General features: G+C 41.0%; 14 protein-coding genes. 7 read left to right on the top strand and 7 right to left on the bottom strand.

Features of this window, described 5'->3' with window-relative positions; translation table 11 throughout:
• Positions 1 to 25 precede the first annotated feature (25 nt).
• Genes C727_RS0104845 through C727_RS18970 form a run of 5 tightly spaced genes read left to right on the top strand, consistent with a single transcriptional unit; the run spans position 26 to position 5,665 of the window.
• Positions 26 to 1,294: an extracellular solute-binding protein gene (locus C727_RS0104845; RefSeq protein ID WP_017444502.1), complete on the top strand. Its 1,269-nt coding sequence runs from the start codon at positions 26 to 28 to the stop codon at positions 1,292 to 1,294.
• A complete protein-coding gene (locus C727_RS0104840; RefSeq protein WP_017444501.1) occupies positions 1,281 to 2,333 on the top strand; it encodes a carbohydrate ABC transporter permease in 1,053 nt (350 codons plus the stop codon). The genes C727_RS0104845 and C727_RS0104840 overlap by 14 nt, the downstream gene beginning before the upstream one ends.
• Positions 2,320 to 3,636, top strand: coding sequence for a carbohydrate ABC transporter permease (locus C727_RS18975; protein ID WP_017444500.1), 1,317 nt, complete (start codon positions 2,320 to 2,322; stop codon positions 3,634 to 3,636). Before C727_RS0104840 ends, C727_RS18975 begins: the two co-directional genes overlap by 14 nt.
• 1 nt (position 3,637) lies before the next feature.
• Positions 3,638 to 4,777, top strand: a complete 1,140-nt coding sequence (locus tag C727_RS18000; RefSeq protein WP_017444499.1) for an ABC transporter ATP-binding protein — start codon at positions 3,638 to 3,640, stop codon at positions 4,775 to 4,777.
• A gap of 15 nt (positions 4,778 to 4,792) precedes the next feature.
• Positions 4,793 to 5,665 (top strand): LysR family transcriptional regulator, encoded by an 873-nt coding sequence (locus C727_RS18970; RefSeq protein ID WP_017444498.1) that lies wholly within the window; start codon positions 4,793 to 4,795, stop codon positions 5,663 to 5,665.
• On the opposite strand, the gene C727_RS0104820 is transcribed toward C727_RS18970, so the two are convergent.
• The 5 genes from C727_RS0104820 to C727_RS0104800 form a co-directional block, all read right to left on the bottom strand.
• On the bottom strand, positions 5,662 to 6,201 hold the full coding sequence (locus C727_RS0104820) for a DUF924 family protein (RefSeq protein ID WP_017444497.1): 540 nt from the start codon (positions 6,199 to 6,201) through the stop codon (positions 5,662 to 5,664). The two genes, C727_RS18970 and C727_RS0104820, sit on opposite strands and share 4 nt — an antisense overlap.
• Positions 6,201 to 6,809, bottom strand: a complete 609-nt coding sequence (locus tag C727_RS0104815; protein WP_017444496.1) for a beta-phosphoglucomutase family hydrolase — start codon at positions 6,807 to 6,809, stop codon at positions 6,201 to 6,203. The genes C727_RS0104820 and C727_RS0104815 overlap by 1 nt, the downstream gene beginning before the upstream one ends.
• A 65-nt stretch (positions 6,810 to 6,874) precedes the next feature.
• Complete coding sequence (ybaK, locus tag C727_RS0104810) at positions 6,875 to 7,339, bottom strand: Cys-tRNA(Pro) deacylase (RefSeq protein WP_017444495.1); 465 nt, start codon at positions 7,337 to 7,339, stop codon at positions 6,875 to 6,877.
• 190 nt (positions 7,340 to 7,529) lie between these two features.
• On the bottom strand, positions 7,530 to 9,464 hold the full coding sequence (locus C727_RS17990; RefSeq protein WP_017444494.1) for a phytase: 1,935 nt from the start codon (positions 9,462 to 9,464) through the stop codon (positions 7,530 to 7,532).
• 92 nt (positions 9,465 to 9,556) lie between these two features.
• The gene (locus tag C727_RS0104800; protein ID WP_017444493.1) at positions 9,557 to 12,274 is read right to left on the bottom strand and encodes a TonB-dependent receptor; all 2,718 of its coding nucleotides are present in this window, start codon (positions 12,272 to 12,274) and stop codon (positions 9,557 to 9,559) included.
• Between the two features lie 324 nt (positions 12,275 to 12,598).
• On the opposite strand from C727_RS0104800, the gene C727_RS0104795 reads away from it, so the two are divergent.
• Complete coding sequence (locus C727_RS0104795; protein WP_017444492.1) at positions 12,599 to 13,477, top strand: GGDEF domain-containing protein; 879 nt, start codon at positions 12,599 to 12,601, stop codon at positions 13,475 to 13,477.
• Complete coding sequence (locus tag C727_RS0104790) at positions 13,474 to 14,478, top strand: AraC family transcriptional regulator (RefSeq protein ID WP_017444491.1); 1,005 nt, start codon at positions 13,474 to 13,476, stop codon at positions 14,476 to 14,478. The genes C727_RS0104795 and C727_RS0104790 overlap by 4 nt, the downstream gene beginning before the upstream one ends.
• Here C727_RS0104790 and C727_RS17985 read toward each other — a convergent pair.
• Positions 14,475 to 15,794 carry a diguanylate cyclase gene (locus C727_RS17985; RefSeq protein ID WP_017444490.1) on the bottom strand — a complete coding sequence of 440 codons (1,320 nt, stop codon included), beginning with the start codon at positions 15,792 to 15,794 and terminating at the stop codon, positions 14,475 to 14,477. The two genes, C727_RS0104790 and C727_RS17985, sit on opposite strands and share 4 nt — an antisense overlap.
• Positions 15,795 to 17,303 carry a putative bifunctional diguanylate cyclase/phosphodiesterase gene (locus tag C727_RS0104780; RefSeq protein ID WP_017444489.1) on the bottom strand — a complete coding sequence of 503 codons (1,509 nt, stop codon included), beginning with the start codon at positions 17,301 to 17,303 and terminating at the stop codon, positions 15,795 to 15,797. It abuts the gene before it with no gap.
• Positions 17,304 to 17,373: the final 70 nt, after the last annotated feature.

The following is a 17,373-nucleotide window of genomic DNA, read 5'->3' as shown; positions in this document are numbered from 1 at the left end:
ATTACACGCTGAACGCCTGTTTATCATGTTTAAGAGCTTATTTTCGCTGACTATTTGTTTGCCTTTAATTTTTTTGTTCACGCTCCAAAAAGCTTCGGCTGAAACTGTCGTTCTCTCTGGATGGGGTGGCTTTGACCGCTTAGTCATCCAAAAAATTCTCTCTGACGTGGTCGCAACTGAGCTCACCCAAGCGAACATTCAAGTTGCTTACACAGCGCTAGAAAGCAGCCATAATTCATTTTTACTGAATCGTTTTTCATCTGGCAAAGCCCCAGATGTTTTTTACGTTGATGTGTCAGATATTCATCGACTGGCCAAACTCGATCTATTATATAATTTTAGCTATGGTGCGCCCGAACTGGTCAACAGAATTTATCCTGAATTGAACCAATTATTTACTATTCGAGGTGAAACCTTTGGCATAGTTAAAGACTATAATACTATCTCAATGCAATTTAATAAGGACTTGTTTCGCGCTGCAAAAGTCCCCTTTCTAACGGATTCAGAAACCTTTGCTAGTTTAGAGGATAAACTAGCAAAGCTAGCGGCTCACTTAAAGCCTAAAGGGCAAATTTCTATATGTCTGACACCTGACTATGCATCATTTGCCCCCTTTGCCCTATCAGCTGGGTGGCAGCCATTTACTGAAAATGGGCAAACCCAGTTAGATGAAAACTTTATCACTGCATTCCGTTTTTATGTCGGTTTAGTCCGTAAAGGCATTGCCGCTGTGCCTAACAACGTTGGCCATACTTGGAGCAGTGGCTGCCTAACTTCTGGTTTGTCTGCCGTCTCTGTTGAGGGTACTTGGATTAATCAGCATATTCAAATTCATGCTCCAAATTTAAATTTTGCCACCGTAGCCCCACCCGTCTCGTCTGCAGAAAAGAAACCCGGCAATTTGATCTTTGCGGTAGCTTGGGCTGTGAATAGAAATTCAGCACAACTTGATAAAAGCCTGCAACTTATCCAAATTTTGACTAGCCAAAAAGTACAGCACTTTATTTGGAACAATGCCGTCGCACTCCCCGCTAGCAATCAAGTCATCATGAAGGCTAAAGCCGGCAACACAGCGAGTGAAAACCAGCTATTTCAATCTACCGCCCGCATTTTAGCGACGAGTCAATTATATCCTTATCAATTTGAACGGTATGGCAGTGCTTGGATGGCGCCAATCAATAAAGCCCTTAGATCGGCCATGTTAAGTAACCGTCCCCTTGAACAACTTATCCAAGAGGCTCAAAAAGCTTACTTGGCTATGTACAAGGAGGTTTATGTAGATGCGCAGCCTTAATTTCAATTTATTATGTTGGCTACTGCTAGCGCCACTTGTAGCGAGTTTAAGTTTGTTTATCGTCTACGCGTTTGGCAAAACCATATGGTACAGTTTACAAAGTTATAATCTCTTTAATGCGCCTAACTGGGTTGGCTTAAATAATTTTGCCCAACTTATGTTTGATGAGGTATTTTGGCAAGCAAGTATAAATACCCTACTGATGAGCACTATCGGCAGTATCATCCAAATAAGCGCCGCTTTATTTATTGCGCTGAGTTTGCATAAGCATATGCATAGCCATCACTTTTACCGAGAAATTTTGTACCTTCCAGCTTTATTCTCAAGTGCTGCTTTAACTGTTATTTGTTTATTTTTGATTCAATCAGAAGCAGTTTATACTTTTTTGCAAGCGCCCAAAGAGTTTGCTATTTGGTTTATTTCGACGGCTAGTATTCTATATGTTGTCTTTCAACTACCGATTAAAAAATTTAAAGCTGTTGTCCGGTGGAGCATAGTCATAATACTACTCATTTTAGGATATCAATATATTCCTGCTGCGAGTATGAAGTTCACTAGCAACCCTTTATTAAGTAGCTATCAAAGCTGGTTAGGGCTAAGTCCACCGCTTTGGTTGATAATTATCCAGAACTCCTTGTTAAACGTGCCCATGTATTGTTTATTATTGTTTTGCGCACTCAATAGCATCCCATCCAACTTATACCAAGCGGCAGCCTGTGATGGAGCAAGCCGAGCTCAAATGCACCAATGGATAACCTTACCTTTGCTTGAGCCACTGCTACTACTTTTGCTTATTTTAAGCCTGATCAGTGGGATGCAAACCTTTGAGCAAGTGTTTTTTTTAGGCAGCGCTGTGCCTATCGAGTCTAAGCTCACGTTAGCACAATATATTTACCAGCATGTTTTTCCAGCAAATCAGAACCCTAGCGCAGGCATAGCAAGCGCTGCCGCTGTTGTTATGTTTTTGTTTATATTAACGCTGATCGTTTGGCCGCTTAAGCGTTTGCTTAAACATCGGAGTTTATATGCTAGCCGTTAAAACTATCAAACCCAGTGGCTTTAATTTGTTCATCTGCATTTTGGCGATAGCCCTGATGACATTAGGGACTTTTACCTATGCCTTGTATGCTAGTTTAAGTGAAGTCAGAACTACTTCCGGTCGCTTACAAGCAGATAGCAACTACTTAAAATTAAGTTATTTAGGCCAGAGTATTAGCACTGGCTACCAAGGCGCTTTTTCACCTTTTTCCGGTGGCTTTACGCCAAATCACTCCATTAAATTTAAAATGCAAATTAGTAGTCTTACCAAACCAGACCTAAACAATATAGGCGTCAAGGTTAATACGCCTAATTGGTTACAACAATTGCAACGCCCTGGCTCAAATTTTGCCTCACACGAAGCAACCCAAATTCACCTAGAAATGGACCAGCTCAGTCAAGACACCTTTCAGGTTGTCATCCAGTTAAAAAATATCAGTGAGCAATTTTTTGCGACTCTACCGCTGCAAATTAAATTACCAGATGGCGTTGAAGCCTTAAGTTATAGCCTGCCACCGGACCATATAGAGCAGGTCGGCCAACTACTTAGCTGGGGTAATATCTCCCCTGGCTTATTCAACTATCTATTTCATAATTACCGCGACTTAAATCAGTCAACTTATGCCCCAGAGCTCGGCCACAGTTTGATTTTCAGCTGGTTATACAACTCTATATTTATTGTCATCTGTAAATTAATTTTGAGCATGGTTATTGCGGTCGTTGCTGGCTATTTATTATCTAAATATTCATTTTCAGGGCGGCGACCTCTGATATTTCTGCTAGTATTCAGCTTGGCTATCCCCCCACAAGCTATATTTATCTCAAATTATATGTTGTTTAGCAGTGTTGACTTACTAAACTCTCCTTGGGCACTTATCTTAATGTGCATACTGTCTGCCCAAGTTTTGTTAATGAAACATTTTTTTGATGGACTGGACAAAAACCTATTGTTTGCCGCCAGAGTGGATGGTGCAACTCATTGGCAAATCTTTCGTTACATCTATCTGCCGCAAGCTAAACCCGCATTAATCAGCGTTGCCGTATTAACAGTGCAAAGTGCTTGGAATGATTTTTTCTGGCCTTTTATATTGTTAACCGCGCCTGAAAGTACTTTTACCCTTCCACTAGGGTTACTTTCTTTACGCAACTCTGTCGGTATGTCGACCAGCTGGGGGAGCTTGCTAGCTGCTTGTTTTATTTCTGTGTTTCCGATGTTGTTATTATTTATTTTCTGTCGCCGTAGCTTGTTTCAAACAATGAACCAACAGTGGCACTTTGATCGCTTAATGAAAAAGGTTAGTTAAGATGCCAATTGTCAGCTTGAAACAAATCAATAAAAAACATCCAGCGGCAGATAGTAGTCGAAAAATGCTATTAAACAATATTTCTTTGACTGTCGATTCAGGCGAGTTTTTATGTATTCTTGGCCCATCTGGTTGTGGTAAGTCAACCCTTCTCAATATTATTGCGGGTTTAGTTGAGGCCGATTCAGGCTGCTTATATTTTAATAATCAAGATATCTCCCAAACACCGACATCGCAGAGAAATATCAGCATGATTTTTCAAGATTACGCGCTATATCAACATATGAACGTTTTTAATAATATCGCGTTTCCACTGCAAGTAAGGGGAGAAAATGAGAGCGAAATAGCCCGTCAAGTGATCCAAATTTCGAAACAATTGCAAATAGAAGATAAGTTAGAGCGATACCCTACTCAGTTGAGTACTGGCGAACAGCAAAGAGTCGCTATGGCGCGAGGCTTGATAAAAAAACCTGGGGTTTTTTTGCTAGATGAACCTTTTTCCAACCTAGACCAGAAGCTAAAACAGCAAATGTTGTTAGAGGTTAAAAGGCACCACAAACTTAATCAATGTACAAGTATTTTTGTTACCCATGAAGCGGATGAAGTCATGGCGCTAGCTGACCGAGTGGTGTTAATGAGAGAAGGAGAAATCATTCAAGTCGACACCCCCTTGGCTCTATACGAATTCCCTTGCAATCAATTTGCCGCTGAAGCATTCGGACAACACCAAATCAACCTGCTGAAAGTCACCTTTATCAAACAACAAGGACAGCATGCACAAATAAGTTTAAACGGTTTTTTAATCTTAATTAGAGTGGACGCTAGCAATATTTCACCTGGTAGTCTTCTGACGCTGGGCTTTCGAGCAGAAAGTATTTTTGTCGGCTCAGATGACGACCCACTGGTCTGGATCAAAAACGTGCAATACCAAGGCCATTTAACCTATATACATGCGACGCTTGATGGCAGCGATGAGCGCTTGGAATTTAGTATTCCTGGCTCAATTAAAGTTCAAGAAGGTAGCGCCCTAAATTTAAAAATTTTGGCAGAAAAAGCACACTTATTTACTCAGGATGGTAAAAGTCTACCCAGAACAGTGACTATGGAGGAAGTTACAACCCCTGCAGAAATGCTCATTTAAGCAAGGTGGTCAACTATGAGTAAACTTGCCAAAATCGATCTTAACCTGCTTAAAACATTAGATGCTTTGTTGACAGAAAAATCTGTCTCTAATGCGGCTTTAAGGCTTTTTCGAACTCAATCGGCAGTTAGCCATGCGCTACAAAAGTTACGGGAAACTTTTTCAGATCCATTATTAATTCGAGAGGGGAGAGAAATGCTGTTAACGGATAAAGCGAAAGCGCTCAGAGGCCCTTTACAACAAATTTTAGCAGACATAGAACTGCTTGTTGAAAGCAATCAGGCATTTGAGCCAGCAACCTCTCAACGGGTGATCAATATCACGGCACCTGATATTTTTTTGTGGGAGTTGAGTTTATTCGTTCAACAAATCAAAGCACTTGCCCCTGAACTTACGATAAATATTGAAACCCATGATAAAGACCCATCCGCTTTAACAAGTTGCCGTACTGATTTGCTCTTTGCTAATGAGTTAGAACTTCAAAGTAGCCAGGTTGAACATTTAAATTGTGGAGAGCTAAAATGGGCACTGCTGGCGCGTAAAGATCACCCCATAAGTCAACAACCCAATTTAACTGAGTGGCAAACATACTCACATATACTAGCCGATCACCCAGATTTGACTGGGGTACAGGCGAATACATTAGTAAAACTAAACCATGATTCTTTTTGGGCAACGCTGCCGTTACTTCACAACTCGGACGCACTTTTGACTTGCTTAGCGATAGCGCCAGAAAAATACCAGAGCTCATTAAACCTTAAAGTTACATCGAGCCCAATTAGCCTGAAAAAATATCCGATTAATGCTTATTGGATGGCTGATCGAGCCTATCGAGATGATGCCATGCACTGGCTGATTGATAAACTAAAAAAATTCTATACTGCTTAAAAACCTGACCCAGGCTGTTTTAAAAACTCAATCTCAGCAGGGGTTGAAGCCCGCGCAAGCAGTTTATTACGATGTGGATAGCGGCCAAATCGATCAATGATAGCTTTATGTTTAAGCTCAAACTTATAGCTGTCATTGACGTCGTTATTGGCAAACAGGGTTACCGCGTGTAAATGCACTTTTGCCGACTCACTATGCATATAGGGCATATATAAAAAATTGCGTTCGATAGGATTTAAATCAGCATCTTTATTTGCTAATACGGCTTCTTGCGCTAAACAAAGCGCTAGCGGGTCTTGAGCAAACGCAGTGGCGGTGTCTCGGTAAATATTGCGCGAGAATTGATCAAGCACAATAATTTCGGCTAACCGCCCCCGTGCTGTATGACGCCAATCAAATAATTCACAAGCAGCGGCTTGCTCGACTAATCCAGAAAATTTGCGTTTTATTTCCTGATCAAGTTCGGCATCTTTAATAAACCATTGTTTAGAAGTCAGTTGGTTAAACCAAAAGTCTAATACCAGTTCAGCGCTCATTATTTATTGTCCAAAAAATAATCGTTTTTAATATTCAGTGTCTGCAAAACATCTACAACTTCCATTCCTGCACGGCGAGCGGCTTGCATGCCAGCAGGTGCATCTTCAAATACAACACAGTCAGCAGGGTTTACTTTTAAAAGCTTAGCACAGTGTAAATAAGTGTCTGGCGCTGGTTTTGGCTGAGTAACCTGATCAGCGCCTACCACATAGTCAAAATAGGGGGATAAACCACAGGCTTTTAAAATCAGCTCTGCTTCGTCTGTATAAGCGCCAGTGCCAACCGCCATAGGCTTTTTACCATGGTACTCTTTTACTACCTCAAGTAGAGGTGTCGCTTGCACATAATCTAATAAGGTTGCACGGACAATCGCTTCTTTGAAATAGTTCATCTCATCACTAGAGACAGCTAAATCTATTTCAAAATGATCTGCGACTATTTCTATTGTTTGTTTAGTTGGCACGCCAGCAAGTGAGCGCATAAGCGCATAATCCACTGGAATTGAGTAGCGGTTAAATGTTTTTATCCAAGCATTTTGATGTAACTGACCACTATCAACCAAGGTGCCGTCCATATCAAAAATGAGTGCTGCATACTTTTGGTACATTAAGCCGATCCTTGTATTTGTTATAATTGATATACTATAACGTATTTATCTAACAATTGGATGACTCAACACAAAGCAACCGCTTTAGCATTTAAAACATTTATTAAATTTTGTGGCGCAAGTTCAATTTCTAGCCCTCTTTTACCGCCACTAACAAAAATACTATTGTGAGCCATAGCGCTGATATCAACTAGCGTCGCTAGCTTTTTTTTCTGCGCAAACGGGCTTACGCCCCCAAGGATGTATCCAGTTGTTTTTTCGGCGATCGCCTTATCAGCCATTTGCATTTTTTTACAACCGGCTGCTTTTGCGGCAAGTTTTAAGTTTAATTGTTGGCAAACAGGCACAATAGCTACGAACAGCTGTTGTTTTTCGTTACAAACTAAGAGTGTTTTAAATACTTTTTGCGCTGGCACTGCTAACTTTTCAGCGGCTTCTAAGCCGTAACTGGTAGCTTTTTCATCATGTATGTATTCATGCAGGTTAAAATCAATTTTGAGTTTTTTTAATAAATTAACGGCTGGTGTCATATCCTGTTATCCGCTGTATAGTCGCTGTTGTAGCAACTATACAGAGACTGCAGATGGATTTCTCTCAATCTGGGTTAATTTGTATTGATTATTTGTTTTATTGATGCTCGCAACCAGGTTCCCGGTAAAATGGCAGCCAGCACTTTTACCACCTGGCTACCAATCGATTGTTTTGCCGTGAATACGCAGCTTATGGTTTTTGTTGCTCGATTAAAGCAGCCACTTTGCGCCAATCAAGCAACTTAAAGTTTTGCGGTTGCACTGGCATGACATTCCGTCCATCTTGCACAACGAGTGCACCTTGCGGATAGGCATCTCCTAAAGGCTCAGATATCACCGCCAAACCATCAGTTTCAGAGGTTCCATCTATGCCATTAGTCGCATCAGCACCAATTTTAAACCGAGCGGCCAACTGACCTGTGCTTAAATCAAACACTAAATAACTATTGTTGCCTTGGCTTGAAACCACTAAATAATCTGGACTCAAAGCTGACTGTGATTTGTAAATAGACAAACCCTCAACATCGGCAAACAAAACTTCATTGTCAACTTGATAAAACAAGCTCAGTGCTTTTCCATCTGGCTCAGCACTGATAGACCAGATCGCTTTATTTTCTTCACCTAAATAAAGGGTTTGTGTTCCTGTATCGGCGACACAACCTTCCGGCTGAGATGAAACCGCAAACTCTCTAACTAAATTAGCTGTAATTTTTTCGTTTGATAAATCCAACTGATATTGTTGAAAGCGACCCGATTCGTCATTGATAAACACATAAGCGGCGCCATTTAATGGCGATTGATAGGTGCACAAACCATATACATCTGGCAAGCTGGTTGGCAACCCAGGTAACTCTGTGAGCTGACCATCTTGCGCGATACGATACAAAGCAATGCTATTATCGGTGCGGTTACTGGCGGCGGCAAAATCCCAGCGCTGCCCTTGCCATTCGAGCTGGCGCAAAATATCTATGTTGTTAATTCGTCCCGAGGCAATATCAGCGACTTCTTTGCCCGATAAGTCGTATCCCTTTAAACCATAAGTTTTGTCTGTTGCTAATATCAAACTTTGAGCCGGATTAGCACTATTAAACCAAATCTCGGGATCGTCCGCCGCGTCGGCAAAACGTGCTACTGGATCGGTTTGCATATCCGCTGTTAATATAGCAATGTTTAGCGCTTTTTCTGCTCTTTTACCAAGCAATAAGTTGATTGAGCTACTAATATATCGTCCCTGTTTATCGTCATACAAGCTCAGAGTCCACTGTCCTTGATTAAAAAAAGCAGCAACACTTTCGATCACGCTGTCGGCAACCGAATAGGTTTTCACTTTGCCCCGCCCTAAAGGTTGTTGATAGTGGTGAATTTGTCCTTGTTCTGGTAACGCCACTAAAAGACTGCCGTCTGGTAAGCTTTGTAGATCTTTAATCTCGCCGGTAATCGCACCAAAAGGGTATTTAATTGCAATAGGCTCTCTTACCAATTCGGCTTCTGGATCAACCGGATATTGCCATACACCGACCGTTTCTTCGACTATGTACAAAAAACCACCCGCGTCGTCTACTCGGCATGCTTCGCTACCCGGCGGTGATGAAAACTGACGGATCAAGTGAACTTTGCCTTGCGTTTGATCAATTAAATATTGTGCTACCTGATGCTCAGCCGTCAATAAAAAGACGTGTAAATCACCGCTTGCCGGATCTTGATACAGACATTGATTGTTGATGACACTGTCGGCCAACGCTATTTCGAATAAAGGCTTAAGCTGTTCTGCTTGAAGATCTAAAAGCCATAGCTCAAAACGCCCTTGCTCTTTTTCGATACTGCTGACAAACCATTGTTTTGTACCGTTTGCCCGCACATCAAGCGATTCATAATTGCCGCTGTGTTTTAATTGGATATTTTGATCTGCATCAAATACAAATAAACCCAAATTTTCACTGTTGGCCAACCATTGCTGTTTGGTGATTTGAATCACCCGATTGCCATTTAATTTGTCCACCGCAAAGCGGGTCACTGGTGTTAAAGATTCTTGTTGATCTGCATTGTCTACCTGGGAGACGGAATGGCTGCAAGCGATAGCCATAAAGATAACCACGATCGCCAGCATTGTTTGCATAAACTTCATTAATGATAAAACCTGATATAGATAAAATGGATATAGCGCTTTCTGGCGGACAAAGCGTACTGACCGCCAGAATATACGTTTTACAAAAGTTTTTAGAAAGATGTCCAACTAAAACCAAGCTCAAAAGTGCGACCGTAAGTTTCGTACTGGGCATTCACATTGGATTGGTCAAAATAATGGTAAAGTGGCTCATCATTTAAATTCACCCCATTAAAATACACATGCATCTGTTGATTAATGTAGTATTTGGCTGACAAGTCTATTTGTGTATGGTCGTCTTCATAGCGCAACATATCCCCATCAATTTCTTCTAAGTTTTGACTTTTATAAACGCCGGTCAAACGAATACTAAACTGCTCAGATTCATAACCTATGGTTAGATTAGCTGTTTCATCTGATTGGTTTGGCAACTGGGTAGTAAAGGTTTCACCGTCTAAAAATGTTGTCGCTTCTGAATCCGTAATTGTTGCATTCGCCGCTAACAATAAGCCCGACTGGAAAGATTTAACCCAAGCCAACTCAAGTCCATGTAATTCAGCGCTGTCACCATTGATTGGCTGGAAAACTTCGTCGTAATCCTGCCAACCATCACGGCCGGCCACATCTGCAATAATGATAAAATTATCTATGTTTTTATAAAAATAACCCGCTGAAAACATACCAATATTGCCTGGGTAATACTCTAATGTCAGGTCGAAGTTATCCGAAAAATAGGGTTTTAGATTTGGATTACCCACTTCTGCTTCACGTTCGGTTACTAGCTCACCTGTGTCTTCATCACGCTCACTTGAGCTATCAATAATTTGAAATGCAGCCGCATCTTCAAACTTAGGTCTGGCGAGTGTTTGTGTATAGGCGGCACGAGCAATCAAGTTTTCATTAAACTCATACCTAAGATTGACACTGGGTAAAAATTTATCATAGTCGTTTTCTGAGGCCCAATCCGTCGTAATAACCTCTTCAGAATCAATATCGTTCAACTCATCTTCAATCGCAACAACTTCAACCTTTTGACCATGAGTCGAGAATTCAGTTTTTTCATAACGAACACCAGCGACCACATGAAGTTGTTCAATATCAAAGCTTGCCATTGCATAAGCTGCAAAAATATCTTCTTCTACCAAGTAGGAGGCACCGGCTGATTCTGCATTCGAATCATTCTCTTCAAGCTCTAAGTCGGCAAAATTATCGGCAAACATATTTTTAAGTTCAGCACGTTTTAACGCCGAGCCAAATTGACCTATTGACCAATTGGGTTGACCGCCTTGCAGCGCAAGCAAGTCAAAGTTATCGAACTCGCCACCAAATATTTTAATATTCGCCATAGCTGTTTTTTCACGCTGACGATATTTTCCACCAAACTTTAACTCGACTAGCTGTCCCTGAATATCAAGCTTTTTAGATAAATCTAAACTTAAGCTGGTTTCTTCATCTTCCGCTTTTTCACTCTCATCTGAAATTTCGTCAAGCTCATAATTCGCAAAGTCACTGACCTCATCAGACTGTTCAATCGCTGGGGTTTTCCCTTGCATATCACTGCTAAAGTCCAATTCTTCCGCCACTAAAGTGTAATAAAGGGCGTTTGGATTTTCTTCTTTAGATTTTGAATAACCAAGCTGGTATTCTAGCGTCCAAGTGTCGACAATATGCTCAGCACCTGCTGTTAAGCTCATTATTTGCTGTGTTTCTTTACGATCTTTACTGGCTCGTTCTATTTCTGTTTCGTCAGCAAAAACAAAAGTATTTGACAACCTAAATTCATCATCGCTAAATTCACTAAATAAAGTTCGAATATAATAGCTGTTATTAAAATCAGGACGAAAATCTAAGTTCACCGCCGCACCCAAACGCTCTCGCGTAATATCATAAAACCTTTGCTCTAGCTCATCATCACCGTTTGACTCTAAATTGTCAGAACCAAATTTTCGTTCAGAGTATGAAACCGCTGCGGCCAGCGCTAAGCTATCATCAAATATTTTGCTATAACTGGCTTCTAATTTAGGACTGGTTTCGTCACGTAAGCGGTTATTTGATAAGGCGACTGTCGCGCTCATGCTTCCATCAGGTCGGTCAAAACCACTTAAACTTTTAACTTCGATTGAACCACCGATCGCACTTGCGTCCATATCTGGCGTGACTGATTTAGAAACTTCTAAACTGCCTACTAGTTGTGATGGGATCACATCAAGCGCCACAGAGCGCACCCCAGCTTCAGGTGATGGAACGTTTAAGCCATTAATAGTGACATTGTTCAAATTAGGGTCGATCCCGCGGATGCCAACAAAACGACCTTCCCCTTGATCTCGCTCAATAAATAATCCTGGTAATCGCTGCAATGCTTCCGACACATTTTGATCTGGAAACTGACCGATCGCATCTGATGAGACAATCGATTTAATGCTAGCAGCATTTTTTTGCATGTTTAACGCACTGGCTTGACCTGTTTTTTGTGCATAAACGACTAGATTTTCGATTGTTTTGGCCGAGGAGATCACTAAGTTTTTCTGTTCAATACCTGTCTCTGGCACGCGAATACGATAATTCGTCGGTTGTTCACCTAAATAAGTCACTTCCAATGTATATTCACCTGCGGGCAGATCACTAAATCTGTATTGGCCACGCTCGTCAGTCGTCGTACGAATGCCAAGTTCTGTAATATTGATTTGAGCGCCTTTAAACAATTGCTTTTGTTCTGGCCCCGTTACTTTACCTAACAGAATACCCGCATCGGCTGAAGTAGAAGCGAATGTTAAAGCTGCAGCACAGGCCAACAGCACTTTATTTTTTTTAAAATTGCTTTGCATAAACATAAGTTTGACTCCCTTAAAAGTTGGCAGCAGTTAACCGTTTTGTGTTTTTAATTGCTATGAAACATTTATGACAGAAGTTAAAAACAGGCCTTTAGGGGGACCAAATTGGGTGATAAACAGGCTGGTTTGAGCCAAAAAAACCTCACATAAAATAAATAAAAATCAATTAGTTAAAAAAAACCAATGGATAAACCTATAGTCAAGAACCCATACTAAGCCCCTTTAGGTGAAATTGACTGAGCTAAATTAACCCTTTGCAGTTCGAAGATTTTTCGCTACTGTTCGCGCGACTTAAATTGAGCGAGCGACAAGATGGAATTTTCAATGTTAAAAGGCCACAGTAAATTACTTATGTTTATCATAGGGATCTGCTGTAGTTTGCTGTTAATCGTATTTAGCCAAGGCACATTAAAAGCACAGTCAGACTCAGATTATTTAGATATTCTTGGGGAAGGCGGGATGTTAATAATGACGGGGTTATGGCTGTTTTTTCTATTAGCTAGCCGTCCTCATGGACGGGTTACATTATTATTAGCTGTTGGACTAAGCTGTTTTTTAATGAGCTGCATGTTAGATCTATTAGATGAATTTTTTAGCTACCCAGATAAAGATTTTTGGCTCTATTGGGTTGAGTCTTTGCCTGCGTCGATCGGCATGATATTGATGAGTTGGGGGCTATATTTATGGCACCAAGAGCAAGTCAAGTTGCATCAACAGCTTAGCCGCAGAGAAGCTTTTTATCGTGAACATAGCCTAATTGACTATGTCACTCAATTGTATAGCGCTGAATATATGCGCACGCATTTAGCCAAACTCAATCGGGCGGGTACCCCTTATTCACTTGCAATGTTAGATATTAATAATTTTGCCGCATTTAACCGCCAATATAGTCACCTTGACGGTGACAGGTTATTACGGGAAGTTGCTGATATTATTGTAATGAACTTACGCCACGCGGATCTCGCCTGCCGGTATGCGGGTGATAGATTTATTTTAGTTTTGCCAGACACCTGTGAGCGAGAGACCGGTGAAATTATTACGCAAATTCAAACAGCCATTAATCATTTAGCGTTCAAACCAAGCCGCACCGGTAAAGCTGTTTATCATAAAGTGTCTGCAGCTTGGCAGCATATGCTCGCGGGCAGCGATATTGAAGACGCTATTAAACAGGTCAATTTAAAATTGGAACAAGCCGCAAATTGAAATCGCTTATCCAGCCAGACCATAAGGTCATTGCAGCCCATCACTTGCCCGCAAGTTTAATCGACTTAGCGGTCAGTCGGGGTGTATCTATCGATAAGTTATTAAGGGGTACAGGCATTTTTAAAGAAGATTTGGCAGGCTCAAACCATCTCATATCCAGCCAACAATTTTTACAATTAATAACACGTGCTAAACAACTGATCCCTGGGCATGACGCCAGCTTTTTATTGGGTCAACGTATCTTGCCTGGCAACTTCGGATACTTAAGTCAGGCGCTGTCCAGTGCCCAAAACTGTGCTGACTTTTTAACCCTTTTAGGACGCTTTAAAACTCAAATCAGCCCGTTTTTAGGCTGTGATAGCCATACCGGGCAAGGTTATTTAACTGTTTATTTTTATGATATTTATGGTTGCAAAGAACTGTATCAGTTTATTTTAAACTACAGCTTTACAGCCCTGCACGCGGGTTTAAAATACCTTGCACAAAAACGCCTACCCATCGAATATTATTTTACCCAACAACGCCCCAAACAAATTCAAGAATACGAACAAAACCTGGGTTTAAAAATAAATTTTTCGCAGCCTTTTGATATGTTTAAAATCCCGCTCAGTGCACTACAACAACCTTGTTTTTGTTATAGCCCTCTTACTCGACAATATGCGTTGCAACAAACCAACAAGCAAGTGACCCCAACGACTATTGTGGCGCAAGTTCAGCGTTTATTAAATCGTTATGGTCCACTCACGTTAGAAGAGACCGCACAGCACTTTAAAATGAGTGTAGCCACACTCAAACGTAAACTTAAACAACATAATACGCGCTATCAAAACTTATTGGATAATTACTATCGGCTCCGAGTCGCACAATTATTAAGCGAACAACCGCAAACTACAGAAGCGCTTGCGAAACAATTAGGTTATTCAGATTTAGCTAACTTTCGCCGCGCATTCAAACGCTGGTTCAAAACGACGCCAAGCGAACTTAGACTCGCCTTTTTTTAATCAATTGTATTAACTTTATCCTGATACATGCGCTGATCCGCAACTTTTAACAGACTTTCAATATCTTTTGCATCGGCTGGGTAACAGGCACCGCCCATGGCAACCGAAATGGGTAATTCATGCCCTTGATAAAGCATTGACTGCGATGTGACTTTTTTCTCTAATTGCTCAATTATTTTATTTATATCGGCAAGCTCAGATTGCCTTGGCAAAATAATAAAAAATTCGTCACCGCCCAATCTTGCGACTACATCAGATGCTCGCAATGCGTGTTTAAAACGTTTAGCTACCTCAACTAACAAAGCATCACCAGCGTCATGGCCGAAGTTGTCATTCACGTATTTAAACTTATTGAGATCTAAATTGATCACTGAAAAACTTTGCTGTTTATTACTCTCCACCAGCTCAGTGAGGTGATGCATAACAAAACGGCGATTGACTAACCCGGTCAGTTCATCGTACAAAGACATCTGGTGCATTTTCCGATAAGAGCGATAAACAAGAAAAATTGCCAATACTAAACAAAATAAGGCTGAATAACTCACCCCGCGCACCCAGATAATATTTTGCACAGGGTGAGGTTTAAATTTGACAGCAATGATCCATCGCCCGCCTGGTAAACGGACTGAATCGCTATAATCGGGCTCGTCGAATACACCTTTATCGCCCATAAAAACTTTGCCATCGGCATGTTTAATTGCGAGCTCTGTTTGTTGTTGCAATTGATAAACGCCGGTATCTTCGAATAAACGTTTTACTGGCATCACAGCGCTGACAACTCCCCAATAATTTAAATTGTACGGTGGATCGGTAAATACTGGTAGGCGCGCAATAATACCTTCGTTACCATTTAATAAATTCAATGGACCATTAATCACAATGCTTTGTGATTGACGCGCAGCTCGCACTGACACCCATTGATCGGGCACGTCTATGTATCTAACACCAATAATTTCAGGTTCCCGCCCCAACGGAAATATGTTTCGGATCACATCATTAGGTGCAACGCCAATTTGCGAGGTATAGTTAGATTTGCGTAATAGTTCTGTGGTTAATCGGTCTAGCTCATCTTCATCGGCAAATGAACGCACAGTTAACAAAGTTGCAAGACTATCAGCGATATAAACATCCTGATAAATTGCCGCTTCTAAACGGGCCGATACGGTTGCCACCTGCATAGTCACTTTAAACTTCTGCTGGTTGTCGGCATCTTTTTCTATTTGGCCAACCATGCTTTCGGTTAAATACACAAGCCCAAAAATACAAAGTAAAATGATTAACAAACCTAACGCTTTTGACAATTTATATTTATACATTTATCTAGTCTCTAACTGAGCAGGGCTGGCAATCACAAGCGCGAGTTGTTCAATCGGTACAGGTCGACTTAAAAAGTAGCCTTGTAAAATGTTACAACCTGCACGGCTTAAAAATTGAGCCTGTTGGAGTGTCTCAACACCTTCAGCAACCACTTTTAAGCCCATGCTCTCGGCCATCGCCAGCACAGCTTTGGTGATGGCGATATCGCTTTGGTTATTTGGCAAACCTTGAATAAAACTCTTATCAATTTTTACTTCATCCACCTGCATTTGTTTAATTCGACTCAATGACGCATAACCCGTGCCAAAATCGTCAATAGAGGTTTTCACCCCTTCTTGCCGCCATTTTGCTAACAATGCTTGAGTATCATTGAGCGCCTGCATCGCAGCTGTTTCCGTAATCTCCATAACAATAGTCGGCAACTCTTCAGAAGATGACTGTAAACAGCTATCTATATCAGCGATTACGGCTTTGTGATTCATGAGGCTATGCGAAAAGTTGATTGATAAATAGCTTAGCTCTGCCGATGTAATACCAACCCTGTGTAGTTCTGCGCACGCTTTTTGCACGACCAAACGAGTAATGTCACCAATTAAACCTTCTTTTTCGGCCACTGGGATAAAACGCTCAGGTGAAACAAAACCTAAGGTTTCATGCTGCCAGCGAATGAGCACTTCAGCACCATGCCAACGCTTTTCTGTTAACGACCATTGAGGTTGATACACCAGTGAAAATGTTTGTTTAATACAGGCTTGTTTTAACGCTTTAACCAACTGTAAGTATTCAGTGAGTTCTTCTTCTAACTCTCTGTGAAAAAAGTATAACTGATTTTTACCATTATTCTTGATATGCATTAAGGCCGCGTCAGCAGCACGCAATAGATCCGTTGCATTGGTGCCATGCGGCCCATACTCAGCAGCGCCAATACTGGCTGTGACAAGGTGGGATTGTACAAAGTCTAAATGTTCTGTTTGTAACGCAGTATTTAGTTGGTTTAAGTTGTTAACTACCTTTTTTTTACCGACACCAGACGGTGAAATAAAAGCAAATTCATCACCACCGATACGGGCAATATACCAATCATCAGGCAATACTTGGTTAAAAAGACGGGCTAAATTCAGCACCAGACGATCACCCGCACCATGACCACTGCTATCATTGATGGCTGCAAAGTTATCAATATCTAAAATACTCACACAAAAATATTCTTTTTTCTCGCAGCAGACTTCTAGTTGACGACGAAAGGCATTTCGATTGGCTAACCCGGTTAACTCGTCTTTAAAGGAAACCGCTTCAACTTGCGCGATGCTTTTGCTAATTAAGCGATACAAAAGCAATGCAGAGATAGAAACGTAGATCCAACCTTTTAATGTATGCACATAGGTTAACCATATCGAGTCCTTTAATAACAAGGCAACCATTTGGTCAGAAAAAAGTATCCAAGTTATCGAAAATAGCAGGTAAATTAATGCGATGCGGACCGCATGTAAACGAAAGTTATCAGCCAAAATACTACCTTAAGCAGGATACTTAAAAATCAGCCTAATAGACTACTTTATCAACAAAAAAAAACAAGCT

This window comes from Gayadomonas joobiniege G7, from assembly GCF_000300815.1.
Taxonomy (GTDB): Bacteria; Pseudomonadota; Gammaproteobacteria; order Enterobacterales; family Alteromonadaceae; genus Catenovulum; species Catenovulum joobiniege.
The sequence above is the reverse complement of the archived record's forward strand: the minus strand, read 5'-3'. Positions and strand labels throughout refer to the sequence as shown.